The organism is Veillonella sp. R32, from assembly GCF_010093125.1.
Taxonomy (GTDB): Bacteria; Bacillota; Negativicutes; order Veillonellales; family Veillonellaceae; genus Veillonella_A.
Genome location: NZ_NMZQ01000014.1, coordinates 21,297 through 43,458, shown reverse-complemented (window position 1 = coordinate 43,458; position 22,162 = coordinate 21,297). Strand labels below are relative to the sequence as shown.

Below are 22,162 nucleotides of genomic sequence, written 5' to 3'. Positions count from 1 at the left end.
CATAGCCTTTAATAAAGGCTGGTATTTGGGAGGTTTTTGTTTTGAAGGGTAAATTATCATTAAGTTCAGCCATTGTTATTGGCTCTATGCTATTTGGTATGTTCTTTGGAGCTGGCAATCTTATTTTCCCTGTTCACATGGGGCAGGAAGCGGGTGCTGATGTATGGCCCGCCACCTTAGGTTTTCTAATTACGGCTATTGGGTTGCCCTTTTTAGGGGTGGTGGCTATTGGTATTTCCCGCAGTAGTGGCCTATATGATTTAGCTACGCGAATTCATCCTACTTACGCTAAGTTATTTACGGTGTTATTATATTTAACAATTGGGCCTGCTTTTGCTTTGCCACGTACGGCTACCGTATCCTATCAAATTGGGTTAGCACCGTATATTGGCGATGAAGTACAAACTATAGCTTTAGCTACTTTTACTTTAGTATTCTTTGTATTAGCTTTGTTTTTCTCTATGAACCCAGGCAAGCTAATGACGTATATTGGTAAAATTTTAAATCCTTTATTTTTGATATTTTTAGCAATTTTGTTAGTCGTAGCCTTATTATCACCAATGGGATCTATTCATACAGCACCTATTAGTGGTGATTATACTACAATGCCATTTTTTAAAGGTTTTACTGAAGGGTATAACACGATGGATGCCCTAGCAGCGTTGGCTTTTGGTATTATTGTTATTCGGGCTATGCAAGAAGTGGGAGTTAAAGAGCCTAAAGATATTGCTGTTGGCATGGTAAAAGCGGGGTTTGTAACTGTTATTTTAATGGTTATTATTTATGCTTTCTTAGCCTATGTAGGGGCTTCGAGTCTAGGGGTATTGCCATTGTCTGCTAATGGAGGTATTGCATTAGCTCAGATTGCCCAATATTACTTTGGCTCTATTGGCGCTGTTTTATTAGCTATTATAGTTACCTTAGCTTGTCTAAAAACGGCGGTTGGTTTAATTTGTGCTTGTTCTGAAACCTTTGCCGAATTATTCCCAAATTCTATTAGTTATAAGAAGTATGCTTATACATTTGCTCTTATATCCTTTTTAATTGGGAATGTAGGGTTGACACAAATTATTTCATTAGCTATTCCTATTTTAATGTTATTGTATCCGTTGACGATAACTATTATTTTATTAACATTCTTGGCCCCTATTTTTAAAGGGCGTCAAGCTGTATATTTAAGTATGACTGTGTTTGCTTTATTAGCGGCTATTGGCGATGCTTTGAATACATTGCCGTCGTTTTTAGGGCAACAAAGTTTTGTACAAAGTACCTTGCAATTATATAAAATGTTACCTTTCTTTGACCTCGGCATGGGATGGATAGTACCATCGGCTATTGGTTTTGTGTTAGGACTTTTATATATTGCTGTGAAAAAATCTGAAACGATTGCTTAACAGGAGGCATAGACGTATGAATATATGTGTAACTGGTGGGGCTGGCTTTATTGGCTCACACCTAGTGGATCGACTCATTGAACAAGGTCATACGGTATTGGTGATTGACAATTTAAGTACTGGTTGTCGTGAATTTGTTAATCCTAAGGCACAGTTTGTGGAAATGGATATTCGGGATGATGGATTGGGAACCGTATTAGATGAATTTAAGCCTACCTATGTGTTTCACGAGGCGGCCCAAACAATGGTACCTACGTCTATGGAAAACCCTGCTTTTGATTGTGATGTCAATCTGATGGGCCTTATTAATGTGCTCAATGTATGTCGACAAGTAGGGGTGGCTAAAATTATTATGCCTTCGTCCGCTGCTGTATATGGTGATTTAGCAACGTTGCCATTGACAGAAACGATGGTAGGTCACCCATCTTCTTTTTATGGGCTTACTAAATTGACGACTGAAAGTTATTTACGCCTTTACTATGAAGCGTTTGGCTTGCCTTACATTTGTTTCCGGTATGCCAATGTATATGGGCCTCGCCAAGGTAATGGTGGCGAAGGCGGGGTAATTAGTATTTTTTGTGAACGCTTGCAAAAACAACAGGATATTACAATTTTTGGTGATGGTGAACAAACACGAGACTTTGTTTATGTAGATGATGTAGTAGCCGCTAATTTGGCAGCGTTAGATAAACCTGATTTAGTAGGGGTTATCAATGTAAGTACCGAAGTAGGTACATCTTTAAATGAATTAGTAGCTCACTTTAAGACCATTGTGGGACATGATTTTAAAGTGCAGTATGAGGCTGAACGAGCTGGTGATATAAAACATTCCTTGTTAAGTACAAAAAAAATGATGACTGAGTTAAATTATTCGCCTAAAATTAATTTGACAACAGGCCTAGCCAACACGTATCATTATTTCGATACTAAATTATAGATGTAAGGTACATAATTTAAAATTCTTTACTGAAATAAAATATGAAATAATAAGTGCAAGGGTAATTATTTTAAGGAGTTTGACATGGAAACAAAAAAACAAGAAGAAAAAAAGATTCAGTATATTATTTGTCGTGTATGTGGCTATATTGAAACGGCTGATAAAGCAGATCAACCATGCCCAGCTTGTGGGTTCCCAAAAACAGTTTGGGCTGAATATACACCACGCAAATTGAACCCTACGCGTAAACGTTTATTAGACTTACATTTACATCCAATTGCGGTACATTTCCCAATTGCTGGTTCCGCTTTGACTGTAGGTTTGCCAATTTTAGGCTTATTAGTACCTTATACTTTAAGCTATCGTTTATTTGATTTTGCTATGATGGTATGCTTAGTAATGCCTTTATTAGTACTTATTGGTGGCATTTCTGGTTATATTGGTGGTAAACTTCGTTATAAAACAACAACAGCGCCTGTGTTGAAGTTTAAAATTTACTTAAGTGTTGTATACTTTATACTTACTGTGATTCAAGCCTATGTGGCCTATGCCTATACAGTTCATGCAGGCAATGCGTTGATTATTGCTGTATTAGGTGTTTTAGCTTCCGTGTCAGCTGCTATTTTAGGTAAAAAAGGGTCTCACTTATTTGCTGGTTTATTTGGCCCTTACGTACAAGGTTAATCTTAGAGTGTGATATAATATTAGTAGCACACTAAGGTAAGTCTTTTCAGTTTCTACAAATTCTTCCACTTAGGAAGATTATATTACAACTTATTGAAGTGTCTTGTTTGGCATAGAGCTATGCTAAACAAGGCACTTTTTATCCGTTTAAGGAGCGACTATGCAAATCAATCGAGCAGTATTACAAATATTAGATTTTTCTTCGTCCTTAGCTGTTTATTCTGAAAACGAACTCAATATGGGCGAAGAGGCTTTACAGGATTATGTGAGTGCCCATGTGACAAAGGGAATTAAAGACCCTGGCTTGCGCACCGGTTATTTGAATGAAACCAGTCAATTAGGGCAGGCCTTACAGCAATATAAGGATGGCACTACAGACTTAGTTACTTTAGGCAAAGATATAGGGGAGCGTTTGTTTAATTTTATGAAACAAGCTACAGACCCTGTTATTATCGATACGATTATTTGTGAAGCAGCTGATAATAATTCATATCTTTGTATTTTACTTTGTCAAGCTCATGATGCGTATACCCATCAATTATTTAATGAAGAAGACGGCACCTTGACTACGGAGTTGATTCCTAACCGAGCAGTATTGCCAAGTCCTACGCAGAAATTACGTTCTTTTTGCGCCATTAATTTAGAGGACTTTTCCGTTCGCTTATTTGAACCTAAAGGCGAGTATGATGGTGAAGTCGTGTATATCTTAGGCGATAAAGTACTACAGATTGGCACTAATCCATCGTCCCGTGATACGGTGTCTAAAGTGCGCCGCATTGTAGATAAAGTAGCAAAGGCTCATGAAGGAGATGGTGTAGAAGAACTGGCAAAAGTTCGTTCTATGATTTCGAAAAATGCAGAAGTATCAGATACGTTAAATCCAGAAACGATTGTGGATACAGTCTTTGCTAATCAGCCACAGCAGAAGGAAGCAGCTAAAAAAGCTCTTGCAGAACAAGATATGTTACGGCCCTTACCTGTCAACCGTGAATTTGCTACTAAAGTAGGGGAAAAACATAAAATTAAAACTGATACGGGGATTGAAGTTAGCTTTCCCGTTGAATATATGCAAAATAGCGAATTTATCGAGATTGTAACTAATCCAGATGGTACTTTACGTATTGAATTGAAGAATATTAATAAAATTTTGAATAAATGATTACCTTTAAAATGAAGATTAAATAGGTTATCAATTAATTTTTATAATAAAATATAGTAGATTTTGGGATAATTGTAGTAAAATATAAAAGGAACGATAAGTGTGAGTAAGAAAGACCATAAAAAAACAAATGCTATGCGTATGTTAGACACGCAAAAAATCAGTTATGAAGTACTTGCTTATGAATGGGAAGAAGGCCGAGGTGCTGGTGTTCATGTAGCTGAGGAATTACATTTGCCAGAGGCACAAGTATTTAAGACTCTAGTGGGCCGTGGCAATGTGACAGGACCGGTCGTATTTTGTATTCCTGTAGCTGCCGAGTTAGATTTAAAACAAGCCGCCCGTGTTAGTGGTAATAAATCAGTAGAGCTTATTGCCGTTAAAGATTTATTGGGGTTAACGGGGTATTTACGCGGCGGTTGTTCACCAGTGGGTATGAAAAAACTATTTCCAACTTATTTTGATGCAACGATGGCTAGTTATACAGAAATTTATGTCAGCGCTGGCCTAAGAGGGATGCAAATTAAAGTAAATCCTCAGGATTTACAAGCGGTGGTAGCCGCACATTTTGAACCATTAACTATGAAATAGGGCAAATTATGAAGATATTAGAGGGGTCTTTAATTTTTATTTTATAGTTAGATGGTATGGTATTAGGATAGATTAGGATAGGTATATTATATGTTAATTAAAGGGATGTATTCAGTCTAATTATAAGGAGTTTGTATGGGTAAAAAATATTATGCCGTAAGAGAAGGGCGAGTACGGGGGATTTTTGATTCATGGGCTGCTTGTGAAAGACAAGTTAAAGGATATGGGGGCGCTATTTATAAATCATTTACGTCTAGGCAAGAAGCGGAGGAATTTATTGCTGATGAAGTAGCTCCTATTAAAGGAATGTCTATGGCGGAGTATTTAGAAACAGCTAAAGCCTCCCAGCGTAGATCGCCACGCCGTAAAAAAGTTGTGGCACCAGCACCAACACCAGTGGTAACGGCAGAATCTATTTTAGCGGATTTAGGACCAGATTGTATGTTGGCATATATTGATGGTAGTTTTGATAAAACACGTAATGTAGTAGGCTCTGGTGGCATTATGTTTTATGAAGGGCAAGAAGAAACGTTTTCTTTTGGTACGGATAAGGAAATGTATACTGCTTACTGGAACGTAGCTGGTGAATTATTAGGGGCTATGCACGTTATTAAGACGGCTATTGCTAAACAGATAAAAGAAGTTCATATTTATTATGACTATATGGGGATTGAAATGTGGGCTACTGGTCGTTGGAAAGCCAATAATCCATTGACGAAAGCGTATGCTGAATTTACGCTTAATAGCCGTCGTCAAGTGAAGACGGTATTTCATAAAGTGGCAGCTCATACAGGTGTTGTTTATAATGAAAAAGCTGATGCGTTAGCTAAGGCAGGCACGTCAAAAGTGATTGATTTATGAAAATAATGTATAATTCATGACTCGTTAACTATTGCGTCTACTGAAGTAGCACGGTACAATAAGAGAAGTGAATTAAAGGAGGGGTCAGAATGAAGAAAATCATCCTGCCATCAGGTTTTACATTTGATTATACTAATTTGTTTACTGCTTGGGGTGTTACTGAAGCAGATGTACATACGCATTTTGATTTAATTGCCAATGCTGTAAAGGCGGCTACTAGAGTTCGTTTAACAGGTATAGTGGATGGTCATTTATCTAAAGATGGAGCACCTGAAGCTGTCTTGTTTCCTCAATTGCCATACATTGAAGATGGTAATTTAAACAATGAAGCCGTTTTGCAACGGTTAACCGATTTAGGCCAACATGCCAAAGCGGCGGTAGATGCCGTTGTAAGCTTTGGTATTGGTGGCTCTTATTTAGGGGGCAAAGTTTTATTTGATGTTCATTGTGGCGAGTTTTGGAATCAGAAAACAGCGGCTGAACGCAATGGTTATCCTCAATTGTATTTTAGTGGTAACAATGTGGATCCATTGCGCACGAATGAATTAATTGCTACCTTGAAGCGTAGTGCGGCTCAAAAAGGCAAAGACTTTACAGTTATGCTTATCTTGATTTCAAAATCTGGTTCGACGATTGAGCCTATGTCCAATTTTATGGTGGTACAAGAGGCTCTATTGGCGGCTGGTATTAAGGTCGAAGTGGTTGCAGTTACGGATCCGCGCACAGATGAAAAGGAAACTTTGCTTCATAAATTGGCCGTTCAACAGGGCTGGCCGATGTTTGCTGTACCTGATGGTGTAGGTGGTCGTTTCTCAGTTTTTACTGAAGTAGGCCTTATTATTGGCGCTGTTATTGGTTTTGATATTCGCGCCTTTTTAGCCGGTGCTAAAGCTATGGATGAAGCTTGTCAAAGTGGTGATATGCTAAAAAATCCAGCTTTACTCAATGCTATTTTGAAATATGTAGGCTCTGAAAAATATGGCCGCATTATTGAAATTATGATGCCTTATGGTGACTCCTTGAAATCCTTGGCTGAATGGTATGTACAGTTATTAGCTGAATCATTAGGCAAGAAGCAGAGTAAGACGAAGGGCCGTTATGGTCGTACCCCAGTGGTTGCTGTAGGTACTACGGATATGCATGCTCAGACTCAAGAACATCAAGAAGGACGACTTAATAAGATTGTTACTTTTGTGAAGGTTAAGGATTGGGAAACTAAAGCAATTGTGCCTCATATGTATGATGCGTATGAGCCATTAAAAGCTTTTAGCGGTCTTGATTTAGGCGTAATTTTAAATACTGCCTTAGAGGCTAATAGCGAAGCATTAACTGGGGATGAACGTTTTAATATTACTTTTGAATTGCCAACCTTATCAGCGTATCATTTAGGCGAGTTTATGTTTATGCTTTGCTGGTCTATCTTCTATGAAGGACAATTAGCTGGGGTAGATGCTTTTGACCAACCTGGCGTTGAAGTGTATAAAAAATTATTAGGACCTAAATTAGCGGAACAGCAAGTTGAAGAAGTATAGGCAAAGTGATTCAGTGGATGTGTTGTAGGAGGCGTTGTTATGAATATTTTGGTCACTGGCGGGGCCGGTTATATCGGTAGTCATACAGTAAGAGCGTTACAAAAAGCAGGTCATACGCCCATTGTGTTAGACAATTTATCGCGAGGACATGTAGAATCGTTACCAGCTGGAGTTGAGTTTATTAATATGGATATTGCTGACCCAGCTTTAGTTAAGTTGTTAAAAGAAAAACAAATTGATGGGGTTATGCATTTTGCCGCCCACTCCCAAGTAGGGGAATCTATGACGAATCCTATGATTTATTATGAAAATAATGTAGTAGGCTCCTTCCATCTTATTGAATCTGTTCGTCAAGCAGGGGTAAAATATTTTGTCTTTTCTTCTACGGCCGCTGTCTATGGTGAACCAGAAGTGGTGCCTATTAAAGAAGATGCTCGTTTAGCACCTACTAATGTATATGGCCGTACAAAGCTTATGATTGAACAAATGCTACAAGATTATAGCCAGATTTATGGTTTGCGTTATGTAGCTTTGCGCTATTTTAATGCTGCTGGGGCTGATAGTAGTGGAGAAATTGGTGAAGATCATACACCAGAAACGCATTTAATTCCACTTATTTTGGAAGCAGCTTTAGGGAAACGCCCTAATATTACGATTTTTGGCACTGATTATGACACCGCTGATGGCACTTGTGTACGTGATTATATTCATGTGAATGACTTGGCTTCAGCTCACATTTTGAGTATGGAATATTTGCGCGATGGCGGTGCATCTAATTACTTTAATTTAGGTTCTGGTAATGGTTTTAGTGTAAAAGAAATTGTAGACGCTACTAAAACGGTTACCGGTGTAGATTTTCCAGTGGCTATTGGGGAACGCCGTGCCGGGGATCCAGGTACTTTGATTGCTTCTTCTGAAAAAGCTCAAACTGTACTGGGGTGGAAGCCGGTGCACAGCGATGTAACTCAAGTTATTAAAGATGCTTGGCAATGGCATCAAGGCCATCCTAATGGCTATAAAGCATAAAAAGGATAGTGAATAGAATGAATAGACTGTCTCTACAAGATTTGCGAAATTTGTTAATTAAGAAAGGTCGCCTCTTGTACGGGGCGGTCTTTTTATTTTGCCTCGTTTGTTTCTATGGTATTAGTACGGCACAGTGGCAGCGGGTAACTGATCTAAGTGAAAGTAATGCTAATGGAGCTAGGGAGGACATTTCCAATAAAAGCCACGTTGATGATGGAGCTTCTTATGGGCCGAATAAAGGAACAAGGGGTGGCACAGTAAGTGCTTATAATGCGAAGGGGCAGAACGGGGTTGGACAAGCACAGTTTACTAATGGTAAAGGGACGAATGGGAGTAGCCAAGGTGAAACAAAGGACCAATTTATAGCACCTGTTATAGGTTTGGCGAAAGCCTTAAGGGCTCAACCATTTGATGATTCTTTTACACATGCTTTGCTTACTGAAGATATGACAGCGGTCCCCTTAGGAGCCAATGTTATACCTAAAGAACGAAGTAGTGCAACTGGGGGACGTGATGGCCACGCCTATGGGAATCAACAGACAAATCTAAGTGGCATAAGGACTATTAGGGAACAACGTTCTTCGTATAGTAGTAATAGCTATAATCGTGTAAACAATGGCTATACGACAAAAGGGCGAGTTACTATAAATAGTTTAGAAAGTGTGCATTTAACAGGTTTAATAGGAGGTTCTACTAATTTAGCCCTGCTGCGGACTGATAATGGGGAAGCTTGTTATGCAGTAGGTGAAGGACCACAAGGTATCCTTGTGCAGGCCATTACAAGTGAGGCGGTTTTAATTAGTGACGGTGTTAAAAGTCGATGGCTTTATATGGAATAATTAATGTGAAATAATTTATAGGGAATAATTCATAAAAAATAGTTTATAGGGAACATTTTATGTAGCGTAATTTGTGTAGTCTAATTATGGGGGTAACTGGGGAGTCGTGAGTATGATAAGTAAGGTAGATAAGGTAAGCTATAATGATGCAATAAGTAATGTTACAAATAGTAATGTTGTAAACAGTAACGATGTAAGTAGTAATGATGTAAGTATTAATGATGCAGGGTGTAACGATATAAGCCATAATAAGGTAGCGCGAGATATAATGGGGACAGTACGAGAGTTTTATAAATACTTAAAAATAGTCTTGTGGTTAGTTTGTTTTTTACAATTTCATTTATGCGGTGAATCTGTTGCCGCTTTGTCTATGACCGTAAATAATGGGAGTTTAGCTGGTTTAGTACAGTCCATTGCACGCAGTGAAGGTATGGCTATTACAGGGACTGAAACTTTGGCTGGTAATGTTTCGATTCGTCTTAATGAGCCTAATGGGATTACCGCCATACAGCGATTGGCGCGGCTGAAACATTTTACTTTTTATGAAGAGGACGGCCTTTGGGTTGTGGATGGTAATGGTATGGGGGATAAGGAAGCGCGTGTAGCTCATATTATTTCACCTAAACATATGTCAGCATTAGCCCTAAGTGAAGCCTTGCAAGCGATTGTAGCGACAAAGAATATACGGGTTGTGAAAGGGGCTAATCAAGTGATTATTTATGGTACACCAGCGGAACTTAGACAAGTCCACGAAGTGTTGCCTACGCTTGATAGAGCGCCTAAGCAAGTGCGCCTAGAAGTGGCGGTGGTAGCCTTTGAACATTCTTATTTAAAAGAAACGGGCATTCAATGGTCTTGGCAAAGTATAACAGGGCATGGCGAAGATGATACTAATTCCTATGGTGGCATTCGTTTCGGCCGAGCTCCTTCTGGATTACCCTATACGTTTTGGTTTAAGCCAGAAATAAAAGCGCAAGCAACGACGGATAAAACGGTGCTAATTGCTCGGCCCTCTATTATGGCTTTAAACGGGGAAGAAGCGAAAATTTTAATTGGGGATCGCATTCCTGTCTTGGAAGAAGTGAAAGATGGCACAGAAAGTAGGACTACCACTCGATATGAAGAAGCGGGGATTCGTTTGACTTATACGCCCTTTGTAGCCGAGGATCATACGATTGAAGCGGATATTCATGCGGAAGTGAGTAGTCCTGCCTTAGTGTCTGAAATGAAGGCTTATCGTATTACTACTCGTGAAGCGCATACTAAGGTTAATCTGCAGTCTGGTGAAGTATTAGTGATTGGCGGTTTAATGGATAATCGAGAGGGGAAACAATTTACTAAAATACCAATTTTAGGAGATATTCCACTGTTGGGAAAATTATTTCAGCATGCTAGACGCACTAAGGATAAAGTAGAATTATGTATTTTTGTAAAAGCCATTGCCCTAGATGACCCTAAGAGAGATTCTCTGTGATATAATAAAATTATATGTAAATGAACGGAGGCATAAGGATGGAACGAATCCGTATAATTGGATTAGGTAAATCATTTGGGGTACGGCAAGTATTTAGTAATGTATCTTTTGAGATAAAACATGGTGAACGAGTTGGTTTAGTAGGACCTAATGGAGCTGGTAAATCGACGCTCATGAAATGTATTTTAGGCCTTGAAGAAGCTGATGAAGGGCAGATTGTTAAAGATAGTGCGACAACTATTGGCTATTTACAACAAGATATAAATTTAGGTGACGATAGCTTGGCTATTGAAATCCAAAAAGCCTTTGCTGACGTACAGCAATGGGAAGCGCAATTATTGGATGTGTCTAAGCAATTGGAAACACATCCACAAGACGAAAGTTTACTGAAGCGGTTAGCCCATATTCAAGAGCGTTTAGAGTGGCTTGGCGGCTATGATTATGAAGCACAAAGTCGGCGTATTGCTTATGGTCTTGGGTTTACTGATGAGGATTTAACCAAATCTGTATCTGAATTTTCTGGTGGTCAAAAGACACGGATTAATTTGGCGAAAGCATTAGTGCGTCGCCCTGATTTTTTATTTTTAGATGAACCGACTAACCATTTAGATATGGATATGCTGGAATGGTTGGAAAATTATTTAAGTTCTTATGGTGGCGGTATTTTAATTATTAGTCATGACCGCTATTTTCTTGATCGCGTAACGACGCGCATTGTGGAATTAGATCATCATAAAGCTACAAGTTATCGCGGGAATTATAGTCGCTATGTGGAGCAGCGCGAAGCACAGTATAAGGCTCAACAATCAGCCTATGAAAAACAACAAGAATATATTCGTAAGACGGAAGAATATATTGATAAATACAGAGCAGGGATTAAATCTAAAATGGCTAGAGGCCGTCAATCGCAATTGAATCGTTTGGAGCGGTTAGTGGCACCTGAAAGTTCAGAACAATTAAAGTTTACCTTTCCTAAAGCTGAATTTAGTGCCGATAAGGTACTAACTGTAGAGGAGTTGTTTTTGTCCTATGGGGACCGCGATATTGTGGAAGATATATCGTTTATGATTCGTCGTGGTGAAGCGGTTGCTTTGATTGGTCCTAATGGGGCCGGTAAGTCTACGCTTTTAAAAGCTATTACTGGAGAATTAACGCCTGAAGCAGGTTTTATAGATATTGGTAGCCGCGTGTCAGTCGGTTATTTTTCACAAGAACATGAGGAATTACATCCTCAGTGGACTGCTGTAGAAGAAGTTATGAGTCAGTTTAACTTTAGCGAAGAGAAAGCACGCAATGTATTGGGCATGTTCTTATTCCGTGGCGACGATGTGTTTAAGCAAGTTCGTGATTTATCTGGGGGCGAACGGGCCCGTTTAAGTTTATTAAAACTATTTTTACAAGGTGATAATTTCTTAATCCTTGACGAACCGACTAACCATTTAGACATTCCGACTCGTGAAGTGGTGGAAGAGGCACTTATGGGGTTTACAGGGACTTTATTAGTTGTATCCCATGATCGTTATTTTTTAGATAAAGTGGCAAAACGAACCCTTGTTTTGGAGCCCGATGGGCTTGAAGAGTTTCAAGGAAACTATACATATTATAAAGATAAACTAAAAGAACAAGCACAGGTTGCTGAGCAAGCGGCTTTAAGAATGGCAGGTGCCGGAACAAATGGGACTGGTAAGCCAGCAAATGAGGCTAAAGCTACTGGTAGAGAAAATACGGAAACCGCTCGTTCTGAGTCAACGTTGACTAATGCTGACGCCAATAAGAGTGATATGGGCATGGAAGGGCAAGTGGCTAACCTTAGTAGTAATAAGGAGGAACCTAAAAAGCTAAATGCTTATATGCAAGCTAAGCAGCTGGAAGAAACGGAAACGGAAATAGCTCGTTTAGAGGCAACTCTTAAAATGTATGAAGTACAATTACAAAATCCAGCGCTTCAAGAAGATAGTGAGGCCTTAGCGGAAACGGCCGCTCAAATGGATGAAGTTACGAATAAACTATCTGTTTTGTATGAAAAATGGGAGCAGTTAGCACAATGAAAGGTCGATTTGCACCGAGTCCAACCGGACATATTCATTTAGGCAATGTGTGGATTGCTATGTTGGCCTGGCTATCAGTACAACAACAGCAGGGTACCTTTTTAGTACGTATGGAAGATATTGATACGCAACGGGCCAAACGCTCGTTGGGTGAGGAGTTATTAGATGATTTAGAATGGTTGGGCCTTACCTGGGATGAGGGGCCACGCGTTGGTGGGGCGGCAGGGCCTTATTGGCAAAGTGAACGCTATTCTTTATATGAAGCGCAAGTTCAGGCTTGGGCTAAGGAAGGTATATTATATCCCTGTTATTGTAATCGTGCGCGTTTGCAGTCCATTAGTTCGGCTCCTCATGGTCATGAAGGAATTGCTCATTATGATGGTCATTGTCGGCATTTAAGTGAAATGGAGTGTCAACAGTTACGATTACAGAAAGTACCTTCTTGGCGTATGAAAATAGCTAATAGAGAGTATGATTTTACAGATCGTTGGCAAGGTACCCAGCATGCTCAGTTATGGCCTGGTGCTGATGATTTTATTGTTAAGCGAGCTGATGGCATGTTTGCTTATAATCTAGCTGTTGTTATGGATGACATAGCTATGGGGGTTACCGAAGTTATTCGTGGTTATGATTTATTGCCTGCCGTAGGGGCACAACTTTGGTTATATGAGTCTTTAGGGGCGCCAGCTCCTACATATGGACATGCGCCTTTAGTGGTGGATGAAAAGGGCTACCGATTATCAAAACGACAGCAGAGCATTACTTTGCGAGAGTTGCGTCAAAGTGGCTACAGCGGGGCCATGATATTAGGCCGTTTGGCTTTAGCGGCAGGACTGGTAACAACTAAACAAGTAGGTCCTTTTGAAACGCTCACTTGGTCCGCGTTAGTAAAGGGGAATATTGAGAATTTATCTCTGAAACAACAACAAGTCAAATTGACAAATTTCGATATTGTGATATAATTTATTACAGAGAGTTGAGGTGATGTTATGACACCTAAGGACGCACTTACTGAAAAAGTTTGGGCTGTGCTGGGCGCTACAAGTCGTAAGGAAAAGTTTGGTTATAAAATTTATGCTTGTTTACGCGACCATGGTTACACGGTGTATCCAGTAAATCCCAATGTAGCTGAAATTGAAGGAGCTACTTGTTATCCGTCGCTCAGTGACTTACCAGAAGTCCCTGCTGTGGTGGACTTTGTAGTGCCTGAGAAAATTGGCTTAGCTGCTTTAGAGGAATGTAAAACATTACGTATTCCTACAGTTTGGTTGCAGCCTGGTGCTGATAAACCAGCCGTAGTGACAAAGGCTAGGGAGCTAGGGCTACAGGTCATTGAAGATTGTGTATTAGTCCAAATACGTCCAGATAATCATTAATGAAAGTTCATATAACTGAAATAAATTTTCAAATATAGTCAATTGTAGGAGGGTATTTTAACATGGCAAATATTGCAGAAGTAACAACAGCAAATTTTAAAGAAGCAATTTCTTCTAAAGAAGTGGCAATCGTAGATTTTTGGGCTCCATGGTGCGGCTATTGCGTACGCATGATGCCTGTATTCGAAGCACTAGCTGAAGAATTGGGTGATAAAGTAGCCTTTGTTAAAGTTAACACTGATGAAGTTGTTGAATTAGCAAAAGAATACCAAGTAGAAGTATTACCTACTTTCGCTATTATTAAAAATGGCGAAGTAGTGGATCGTAAAATCGGTTATGTACCACAAAATGAATTAAAAGCAGCAATTGAAGCTCATTTATAATTTTGGTTTTATAACTCAATTTTAAAATGTAAAAAGCCTGGTGCTGAAAGTAAGCTCGAGTTAAACTCGATGATTACTTTCGGCATCAGGCTTTTTCTAGTTTCAGAAGCTTGTACTTTGTTAGCTTTGTAATTCTTTTTTACGCGCTTCTAAGGCTTTATCTAAGGATAAGGCCTTTTTTCGATCTAAATAACTGCGGGCAAAAATATGAGGAATGGATACGCCAATGGCAATGCAAATAACTGTCATTAGACCAGTAATACCACTGCGTAAAGCAAATAGGAGATTGTCCGGCGTTAGGGAATTAATTGTTAATAACCCAAATAAGAAACGATATAATAGGACGCCAGGAATCATTGGAATAACCGATGGAATAGATAAGATGAGGGGGGCAGTGCGGAAAAATTTATAAAAGCGCAATGCTAATAAGGCGATGATGGCAGCTGCAACAAAGCTGGCCCCCACTAAGGTGAACCCAAAGTTTACAATTAGTACGTTGCGCGTAATTACGCTAATAATGCCGCCTAATGCAATAATCCATAGCAGTCGATAGGGGGTGTTAAAAATGACAGAGAAGCAAACGGCCCCCACGGCAGCGGCAATCGCTTGAATCGGGGATACTACAGCAGGGGTAATATTAAGGTGGGTAAAAGTGGATACATGGTCAAAATAGAGCGCCATGGCAATACCCACTGACATACTGCTTACGATGAGTAAGGTGTGCATCGCGCGCGTCATGCCTGATACAATGTGATTATTAATCATGTCATCCACGGCATTGATAAGAGGAATGCCTGGTATTAAAAAGAGTGTACAACTGACCATGGCATAAATAATTTCAAAGGAACCTAAAGTAGTATGTAATAAATAGGCTGCTGAGGTAGCGGCAAAGGCAGCGGCCACAACGCCAAAGTAAAAGTTAATTTTAAAATGACGGCATAGATGGCGAATAAAAAAGCCCACTAATGCACAAATGGAGGTCATAATGGCTGAAAAGAAGGAACCGCCAAATAAAATAGTAAAAGCACCACAGGCAAGGCCAGCTGCTACAGCTAGAATAGAGGTAGAGTATTTAGGCGGTGCTTGGGCAATTGTTTTAAGATGATCTTCAAACTCATCTAAGGTAAAGTTTTGTTCTATGGCCTTCCACGTTAATTTTGACAATGTAGAGAGAATCGTCATATTCACACCGTGAGTAGGCGTTTTGCGAAAAGCTGTATAGGAATGCTTTTCATCATTGATGTTCAACATTAAGGTCATATAGGCAATATGAATGTGAACATATTGTGGTGGAATCCCCATATAGGTGGCAGCGCGCATCATATCGCGTTGTAGATGATTGGTGTTGGCCCCGTTTTCCATAAGGAGTTGGCCAAAATCAAGTAATAAATCCATTTTACGACGAATGGCTACGAAAGGTTCATTCATAATCTGGTAGTTAGAAGGGCCTGGCGAAGCAGGACAGGGGTGATGGCGATGCTGTGGATGACCGTGGGTGCTGTGAGTGGCCACCGAAGCAGGCCCATGAAGTGAAGTAATCGTATGTTTTTTATCAGTTTTGCGAGTCATACAATAATCCTTTCTATGAAGCTTGGGATTCTATTATTTCCTATTTAGTATATCATATGGCAGGCTTATAGTGTTAAGGGGGTGGTGAAAAATGGCGAATGGGGGGCAAAGTGGGGGAAGCAAAAAAATAGCAACGAAAAAAGTCGCATTATTACGAACATACGAATTTTAAAAGAAAACAAAAAAACGTTTAAAAGCAGGAAAAAATAAGGTTTAAAAATTTTTTCTGCTTTTTTTATTAAATTTCGCATATTTTATTGTTATTAAGTGGGGGAATGTGGTAGAATTTACCATATAGTGGTGAATAAGATAGGGAACGTGTAAAAGGAGGTGAGACAATGATGTTCATGGGTGAGTATTCACATACCATAGATACAAAGGGACGATTGATTATTCCTGCTAAATTGCGTGAGCAATTAGGGGAGTCCTGTATTATGACCAAGAGCCTCGATAATTGTCTCGCTATTTATACGTATGAAACCTTTGAAGCCAAAGCAACTCAATTAGCTGCTCAGTCTAATGGTAAAGCTAGTGTGCGTGGTCTAAAACGCTCTATTTTTGCCAATGCCAATGAATTAGAATTTGACAAACAAGGACGTATTTTAGTACCTGCTACATTACGTAACTATGCCTTTTTAAAAAAAGAAGCCGTAGTTATTGGTGCTGGTGACCATGTAGAGATTTGGAGTCGTGAACATTGGGATGCGTACTCTGCTGATATGGATGCGAATATGGAAGCCTTAACAGAAAATATGGAAGGGCTTATATTCTAATCCAATTTTAGGATTAAGAAGGTAGTATTGATTACGAAGGGAGGCCCCATGGAATTTCATCATGTCAGCGTGTTGCTTGACGAAACAGTAAAAGCAGTCATTACTGACCCTCATGGGGTCTATGTAGACTGTACGCTTGGTGGCGCTGGTCATGCACACGCCTTAGGTGAACAATTAGCCGAAGATGGTTTACTCATCGGCTTAGATCAAGATGAGGTAGCACTTGCTACGGCTACAGAACGTTTGCAAGATTTACCATGTCGTGTTATGACGATTCCTACCAATTTCCGCTATTTAAAACAAGCCTTAACGGAACGAGGTATTACAGCGGTTGATGGTTTCATCTTTGATTTAGGCGTATCCAGTTATCAATTAGATACGGCGGAACGCGGTTTTTCCTATATGCAAGATGGACCATTAGATATGCGGATGGATCAACATAGCTCTTTAACAGCAGCGACTGTGGTCAATACATATAGCGAGGAAGATTTGCATCGTATTATTCGCGATTATGGTGAAGAGCGGTGGGCTAAGCGCATTGCCCAATTTATCGTAGTCGCTCGTGCTAATCAGCCGATTGAAACGACGGGGGAATTGACGACAATCATTAAGCAAGCCATTCCTTCCGGAGCGCGCCGTGAAGGGCCACATCCAGCGAAACGGACGTTTCAAGCGATTCGCATTGAAGTAAACCAAGAATTAGCTATTTTACAAGACAGCTTTAAAGATGCTGTTGATTTATTAAAGCCCGGTGGCCATATTGGGGTCATTACCTTTCATTCTTTGGAGGATCGCATTACAAAGCAAACCTTTAAAGAATTAAGTACTGGCTGTATTTGTCCACCAGGATTACCGGTTTGTGTGTGTCATCATACAGCTAGTGTTAAGGCTCGAAATAAAGCGATAGAGCCTAGTAAAGAAGAAGTCGCTGCCAATCCAAGGTCACGCAGTGCTAAACTACGCGTGGCTCAAAAGGTATAGATAGATTGTGGGGGTTGATTGTATGTTAGCGAGAAAGACCGTTGGTGTGAGAGTTGCTCAACCAACAGCGAGACCCTATATACCAACGCAAAGGCGTACTGCGAAGCGAGTTGGCGTATTTAGTAATGCATCGCCGGAACTAAAGCAAGTCATGTTTCTGGTTGGTTTGGTTTGTACTGTTGGTTTTTGTATAGTAGGTGGCCAAGCGATTAAAGCGGGGGCCGGCTATCAATTGGTAGATATGCAAAAAGAAATGGTTCAACTTTCGAGAGATAACGATGAATTGAATTTAGAAGTAGCCGAATTAAAGTCGCCTACCCGGATTCAACAAATTGCGCAAGATAAATTGGGAATGGTTTTGCCCGATGCTTTTGTGTACAATAGCAAAGGTACTACTGTAGAACGAGATGTGAAAGTAACACAGCACATTGTGGATTAACTACGGTATGAGGCAGCTCCGTAGGTGAGCTGCTTTCCTTGTTTGAAGTGGAGGTATTTACGTGAAAACAGTACAAGATATTATAGATGTAATAAAAGAGGTAACCGTTACAGGACCCACCGACGTGGCTGTTTCACACATAACAGCTGACTCTAGAGACGTTAAAGCAGGTAGCTTGTTTATTTGCTTAACAGGAGCTCATGTTAATGGTCATGATTATGTAGCCAAGGCAATTGAAGCGGGTGCCGTAGCTGTATTGGTTTCACAACCGGTGGCAGTACCGGCTGGGATTGCTGTTTTAACCGTAGCGGATACGCGCGTTGCTATGCAGCAATGCGTACCGTTTTTTTATGACTATCCTGGCTGTAAGATGCGCATGATTGGCGTAACTGGTACTAATGGTAAAACGACAACTACTCATATTATTGGCCATATTTTACGAGCACAAGGTCATAAAGTAGGGATTATTGGTACTGTTCATGTTATGATTGGTGATAAAACCTATCCTATTCATAATACAACACCTGATGTAGTGGATTTACAGCATATTTTGGCGCGCATGGTTGAGGCAGGTGTCACACACTGTATTATGGAAGTATCTTCTCATGCTCTAGCTTTAGGCCGTGTTGCTGGGGTTGAATATGATACAGCAGTGTTTACCAACTTAACACAAGACCATTTGGATTTTCATAAGACTTTTGAAAATTATTTAGCGGCTAAATGTAAATTATTTGAACAAGTAAGTGCGCCTAATCAGCATAAAACTAAAAAAGGGGCCGTTATTAATATTGATGATCCTTATGGGGCTCGCGTGGAGGCTAAAAATTCAGCGCCTCTTATTACCTATGGTACAAAAGGCGTAGGTACGCTTGAAGGGGAACATTTAACAATTACCTCTAAGACCTCTGCTTATGATGTAGTCTATGAAGGTAAACAGTACCCCATTCATATGCGCATTACTGGTCTTTTTAATGTGTATAATACGTTAGCAGCCATTGGTGCTTGTTTATTTGAAGGCGTACCTATGGAGGCTATTATTAAAGCCCTTAGTGATTTTACTGCTGTGCCAGGCCGTTTTGAACTCATTGAAGAAGGACAACCTTTTGCAGTGGTAGTTGATTATGCGCATACGCCTGACGGCTTAGAAAATATTTTAGAAACAGCTAAAAAAATCGTGGATAATCATATTTTAGTAGTCTTTGGTTGTGGTGGTGACCGTGATGCTACGAAACGTCCCATTATGGGGCGCATAGCGGCTAAGTATGGTGATAAAATATTTGTCACTTCTGATAATCCTCGCACGGAGGATCCCAACCAGATTGTGGCACAAGTTGCTGCTGGCGTAAAAGAAGCATTGCGGACAGACTCTAGCTATGAAGTTCTTGTTGATCGCCGAACGGCTATTCATGAGGCGATTAAACAAGCGCAGCCAGGAGATGTAGTGATTATTGCTGGTAAAGGGCATGAAGATTATCAGATTTTAAAAGATAAGACCATTCATTTTGATGATAGAGAAGTGGCGCGAGAAGCGTTGAAGGAGAGATAAGCATGGCGGAACTTACGCTCCAGGAGGTGTTGACCGTTACTGGTGGTACCTATACTGGTGAAGTTAAGACAAATACAGTGTTTACAAATGTATCAACTGATACGCGTACCATTGAAGAAGGTTCCTTATTTGTAGCCTTAACGGGCGATACCTTTGATGGCCATGATTTTTTAGAACAGGCTAAAACAAAAGGAGCGTTAGGTGCTTTAGTAGGTAAAGGGCGAGCGATTGCTGATTTAATTTGTATTGAAGTAGACGCCCCTTTATTAGCTTATCAACAATTAGCTAATTATCATCGTCGTCGATTTGCGATTCCTGTAGTAGCTGTAACAGGTTCTTCTGGGAAAACAACGACGAAAGAAATGATTGCCACCGTATTAGGAGCTAAATTTAATGTGCTAAAAACGGAGAAAAATTTTAACAATGAAATTGGCTTACCTAAAACTCTGTTGCAATTGACTGAAGAGCATGAAGCTTGTGTAGTCGAAATGGGGATGCGTGGGCTTGGTCAGATTGATGAATTAGCACGTATTGCACAGCCTACTGTAGGGGTGATTACTAATGTGGGGAATAGCCATATTGAGTTATTAGGTTCCCGTGAAAATATTGGTAAAGCTAAAAGCGAATTGATTCGTCATATTCCCCCAGAAGGAACGGCCATTTTAAATGAGGATGATGATTTAGTTCGCCCAATGGCCGCTTTAACAGAAGGCAAAACAATTTTCTACGGCATTAAAGAGAATGCTACCGTATCGGGTTTTCAATTGCGGTATAAAAAAGATGGCATTAAATTTACTTGCCGTTGCTTTGACGAAGTATTTGATATTTTCTTACCTATGATTGGGGAACACAATGTATATGATGCATTAGCGGCTATTGCCGTAGGTCGTGCTTTAGGGGTGTCTTCTCAGAAAATAGCGAAAGCCTTAGGTAATTTTAAAGGTATTCCTATGCGTCAAGAAATCGTATCTTTTGGTGACATAGTAGTGTTGAATGATGCTTATAATGCTAATCCTGCTTCTATGGCAGAATCTATTAAAGCGTTAGGTCAATTAGACGGTAAACGAAAGATTGCTATGTTAGGTGATATGTTGGAACTTGGTGAGCACACGGAGGCGAGTCATCGTGAGATGGGGCGCTTGTTGGTGGCAGAAGGGTACGATCAAGTGTATACCTTTGGTGAAGCAGCTAAACATATTGCTCGTGAAGCGAAAGCAGCGGGCATTCGCGTAGCCAAAATTGCTGATAGTCATTTGGATATGGTGAATTCCTATTGGGAGGAACGAGCTAAAGGGGATGTAATTTTGGTAAAAGGTTCTCGCGGGTTGCGGATGGAACGGGTTGTATCCGAAATCGCTGATCGAGAGTCTGCGAAATAAAGACGATTGTACATAAATAATAAATTATAGTAAACATTTTTCAAAAAGGTCGAAATCTATTTGCATTACAGCCATAGATGTACTACCATAGATAACGGCCTTTATTTTTAAGAGTCCTTTAGTGGCTTTGGGGCTAGGTTAGTATATTAAGGAGCTCTTCTGTATAGAGCTTACTCTTGTTTTAAGGAGCGATTGTTCGAATGACCATGCAATTATTGTGGGCGTTTATTACCTCATTAGTAATAACCCTAGTATTAGGAAAAATAGGAATCCCTTTATTACGTCGTTTACACGCGCAACAGAGTATTCGTGAAGATGGGCCACAGGCTCATTTAGCTAAGGCAGGTACACCGACTATGGGTGGCCTTTTCATGCTGTTGGCTATGGTAATTAGTGTGTTAATTTTCTCACCTTTTCATATGGCAACGTGGGTTTTATTATTCTTAACATTAGGTCATGGTCTGCTCGGGTTCTTAGATGATTTTATTAAATCAGTTAAAAAACGTAATTTAGGACTTACTGCTAAACAGAAATTATTAGGTCAAATTATTATGTCTGCTATTTTCTGCTATATTGCTACTGAAATTTTAGTAGTACCCACTACGGTATGGATTCCATTAACGAATATTACTGTAGATTTGGGCTGGTTCTATTATGTATTAGTATTTGTGATTATTGTAGGGACTACCAATGCAGTTAACTTGACTGATGGGCTTGATGGCTTAGCCGCTGGTACGTCGGCAGCAGCCGCTATTGCTTATACGGTAATTGGTATGTTAGCCTTTCAAACTAGCGTAGCCTTCTTTGGTATCGTTTTATGTGGGGCTGTGTTAGGTTTTCTCTATTTTAATGCTAATCCAGCCAAGGTGTTCATGGGTGATACAGGCTCCTTAGCTTTGGGTGGTGCTTTTGCAGGTATGGCTATTTTGACAAAAACGGAGTTGTTATTAATCATTATTGGCGGTATTTTTGTAATGGAAGCCTTATCCGTTATTATTCAAGTAGCATCTTTTAAAACACGAGGTGTACGGGTGTTTAAGATGAGCCCGATTCACCATCATTTTGAATTGTCAGGTTGGAGTGAGCAAAAGGTAGTATCACGGTTCTGGCTTGGTAGTTGTGTATTTGCTGTTATTGGTTTATTGATGTATACATTGCGATAGGTAGGCGT

At 39.9% G+C, this 22,162-nt stretch carries 21 protein-coding genes; 20 read left to right on the top strand and 1 reads right to left on the bottom strand.

Annotation, left to right across the window (positions count from 1 at the left end; translation table 11 throughout):
* Positions 1–41 precede the first annotated feature (41 nt).
* The 14 genes from brnQ (at position 42) to trxA (ending at position 14,304) form a co-directional block, all read left to right on the top strand.
* Positions 42–1,394, top strand: coding sequence for a branched-chain amino acid transport system II carrier protein (gene brnQ, locus VER_RS04195; RefSeq protein ID WP_162099627.1), 1,353 nt, complete (start codon positions 42–44; stop codon positions 1,392–1,394).
* Between the two features lie 16 nt (positions 1,395–1,410).
* The gene (locus tag VER_RS04190; RefSeq protein WP_162099626.1) at positions 1,411–2,331 is read left to right on the top strand and encodes an NAD-dependent epimerase/dehydratase family protein; all 921 of its coding nucleotides are present in this window, start codon (positions 1,411–1,413) and stop codon (positions 2,329–2,331) included.
* 84 nt (positions 2,332–2,415) lie between these two features.
* Complete coding sequence (locus VER_RS04185; RefSeq protein WP_162099625.1) at positions 2,416–3,015, top strand: rubredoxin-like domain-containing protein; 600 nt, start codon at positions 2,416–2,418, stop codon at positions 3,013–3,015.
* A gap of 160 nt (positions 3,016–3,175) precedes the next feature.
* Positions 3,176–4,174, top strand: coding sequence for a nucleoid-associated protein (locus tag VER_RS04180; protein ID WP_162099624.1), 999 nt, complete (start codon positions 3,176–3,178; stop codon positions 4,172–4,174).
* Between the two features lie 102 nt (positions 4,175–4,276).
* Entirely contained in the window at positions 4,277–4,765 is a 489-nt protein-coding gene (ybaK, locus tag VER_RS04175; protein WP_162099623.1) for a Cys-tRNA(Pro) deacylase, read from the top strand.
* Between the two features lie 135 nt (positions 4,766–4,900).
* Complete coding sequence (locus tag VER_RS04170) at positions 4,901–5,626, top strand: viroplasmin family protein (protein WP_162099622.1); 726 nt, start codon at positions 4,901–4,903, stop codon at positions 5,624–5,626.
* Between the two features lie 89 nt (positions 5,627–5,715).
* Positions 5,716–7,158: a glucose-6-phosphate isomerase gene (locus VER_RS04165; RefSeq protein ID WP_162099621.1), complete on the top strand. Its 1,443-nt coding sequence runs from the start codon at positions 5,716–5,718 to the stop codon at positions 7,156–7,158.
* 39 nt (positions 7,159–7,197) lie between these two features.
* Positions 7,198–8,184 carry a UDP-glucose 4-epimerase GalE gene (gene galE, locus VER_RS04160; protein WP_162099620.1) on the top strand — a complete coding sequence of 329 codons (987 nt, stop codon included), beginning with the start codon at positions 7,198–7,200 and terminating at the stop codon, positions 8,182–8,184.
* Between the two features lie 17 nt (positions 8,185–8,201).
* Positions 8,202–9,023 (top strand): hypothetical protein, encoded by an 822-nt coding sequence (locus VER_RS04155; RefSeq protein ID WP_162099619.1) that lies wholly within the window; start codon positions 8,202–8,204, stop codon positions 9,021–9,023.
* Positions 9,024–9,135: 112 nt separating this feature from the next.
* Entirely contained in the window at positions 9,136–10,497 is a 1,362-nt protein-coding gene (locus VER_RS04150; RefSeq protein WP_162099618.1) for a type II secretion system protein GspD, read from the top strand.
* A gap of 38 nt (positions 10,498–10,535) precedes the next feature.
* Positions 10,536–12,545, top strand: a complete 2,010-nt coding sequence (locus VER_RS04145; RefSeq protein WP_162099617.1) for an ABC-F family ATP-binding cassette domain-containing protein — start codon at positions 10,536–10,538, stop codon at positions 12,543–12,545.
* A complete protein-coding gene (gene gluQRS, locus VER_RS04140) occupies positions 12,542–13,507 on the top strand; it encodes a tRNA glutamyl-Q(34) synthetase GluQRS (RefSeq protein WP_162099616.1) in 966 nt (321 codons plus the stop codon). Before VER_RS04145 ends, gluQRS begins: the two co-directional genes overlap by 4 nt.
* Before the next feature lie 27 nt (positions 13,508–13,534).
* The gene (locus VER_RS04135) at positions 13,535–13,921 is read left to right on the top strand and encodes a CoA-binding protein (RefSeq protein ID WP_162099615.1); all 387 of its coding nucleotides are present in this window, start codon (positions 13,535–13,537) and stop codon (positions 13,919–13,921) included.
* Between the two features lie 62 nt (positions 13,922–13,983).
* Positions 13,984–14,304 carry a thioredoxin gene (gene trxA / locus VER_RS04130; protein ID WP_162099614.1) on the top strand — a complete coding sequence of 107 codons (321 nt, stop codon included), beginning with the start codon at positions 13,984–13,986 and terminating at the stop codon, positions 14,302–14,304.
* Positions 14,305–14,424: 120 nt separating this feature from the next.
* Here the strand turns inward: trxA and VER_RS04125 are convergent, their stop codons facing one another.
* Positions 14,425–15,873, bottom strand: a complete 1,449-nt coding sequence (locus tag VER_RS04125; RefSeq protein WP_162099613.1) for a threonine/serine exporter ThrE family protein — start codon at positions 15,871–15,873, stop codon at positions 14,425–14,427.
* 341 nt (positions 15,874–16,214) lie between these two features.
* Between VER_RS04125 and mraZ the strand changes: the two genes are divergently transcribed.
* From mraZ to mraY, 6 genes are all read left to right on the top strand, one after another.
* Positions 16,215–16,646, top strand: coding sequence for a division/cell wall cluster transcriptional repressor MraZ (mraZ, locus tag VER_RS04120; protein ID WP_162099663.1), 432 nt, complete (start codon positions 16,215–16,217; stop codon positions 16,644–16,646).
* A 48-nt stretch (positions 16,647–16,694) separates the two neighbouring features.
* Positions 16,695–17,627 carry a 16S rRNA (cytosine(1402)-N(4))-methyltransferase RsmH gene (gene rsmH, locus VER_RS04115; protein ID WP_162099612.1) on the top strand — a complete coding sequence of 311 codons (933 nt, stop codon included), beginning with the start codon at positions 16,695–16,697 and terminating at the stop codon, positions 17,625–17,627.
* A 22-nt stretch (positions 17,628–17,649) separates the two neighbouring features.
* Entirely contained in the window at positions 17,650–18,066 is a 417-nt protein-coding gene (gene ftsL / locus VER_RS04110) for a cell division protein FtsL (RefSeq protein WP_162099611.1), read from the top strand.
* A 61-nt stretch (positions 18,067–18,127) separates the two neighbouring features.
* On the top strand, positions 18,128–19,612 hold the full coding sequence (locus VER_RS04105; RefSeq protein WP_162099610.1) for a UDP-N-acetylmuramoyl-L-alanyl-D-glutamate--2,6-diaminopimelate ligase: 1,485 nt from the start codon (positions 18,128–18,130) through the stop codon (positions 19,610–19,612).
* Between the two features lie 2 nt (positions 19,613–19,614).
* On the top strand, positions 19,615–20,991 hold the full coding sequence (gene murF / locus VER_RS04100) for a UDP-N-acetylmuramoyl-tripeptide--D-alanyl-D-alanine ligase (protein ID WP_162099609.1): 1,377 nt from the start codon (positions 19,615–19,617) through the stop codon (positions 20,989–20,991).
* A gap of 200 nt (positions 20,992–21,191) precedes the next feature.
* A complete protein-coding gene (gene mraY, locus VER_RS04095) occupies positions 21,192–22,154 on the top strand; it encodes a phospho-N-acetylmuramoyl-pentapeptide-transferase (protein WP_162099608.1) in 963 nt (320 codons plus the stop codon).
* Positions 22,155–22,162: the final 8 nt, after the last annotated feature.